Source organism: Delftia sp. ZNC0008, assembly GCF_000799035.1.
GTDB lineage: Bacteria > Pseudomonadota > Gammaproteobacteria > Burkholderiales > Burkholderiaceae_C > Comamonas > Comamonas tsuruhatensis.
Window position 1 is genome coordinate 1 of sequence record NZ_JTKZ01000191.1, and the last position, 529, is coordinate 529.

At 69.6% G+C, this 529-nt stretch carries 2 protein-coding genes; one reads left to right on the forward strand and one right to left on the reverse strand.

The window, feature by feature from the left end; translation table 11 throughout:
* The coding region (locus tag L995_RS06345; protein ID WP_047470266.1) for a helix-turn-helix domain-containing protein at positions 1–335 on the reverse strand (335 nt) is incomplete at its 3' end.
* On the opposite strand from L995_RS06345, the gene L995_RS34225 reads away from it, so the two are divergent.
* Positions 334–529 (forward strand): hypothetical protein (locus tag L995_RS34225; protein WP_231574373.1); only part of this gene is annotated, 196 nt, incomplete at its 3' end. The genes L995_RS06345 and L995_RS34225 overlap by 2 nt on opposite strands.

Here is a 529-nt window from a genome sequence, read left to right on the forward strand (position 1 = left end):
CTCACGCGCTCCAGCACGGGCTGCAGCCGCACGGCCATGTTGGGCTGGCCCGCGCTGGCGGCCGTGGCCGCCAGCCGGTGGCCGGCCGCATAGGCGAAGCGCCCCCTGTGCGCCACATAGCCGCTGTCCACCAGGGTGGACAGCAGGCGGTACACCGTGGCGCGCTCCAGCCCCGTGGCGCGGCACAGGTCGGCGACGCGCAGGCCTTCGCGGCCAGCGGCCAGCACGGCGTCCAGCACCTGCAGGCCACGGCGCAGGGTGCGGCTGCCGGCATCGTCGGCGGAGACTGGAATGTCCGCTGGCCGGACGTTTGGATTGGTGCTGCGCGAAGGCATGGAAAAGAATTTCCCGGTGATTGCAGGCAGGGCAGAAAAGGGCCTGCGTGCAGCGCGCAGTGTGCCGCAGGCCGTCGAAAGCCCACACAGGCAGACATCAGCAGACATCAGCGGACATCAGAACGATCACCTGGAGACAAGACATGACAACCCCTGCCCGTTTCAATCCGTGGGCACGCCGGCGCCTGACGCGG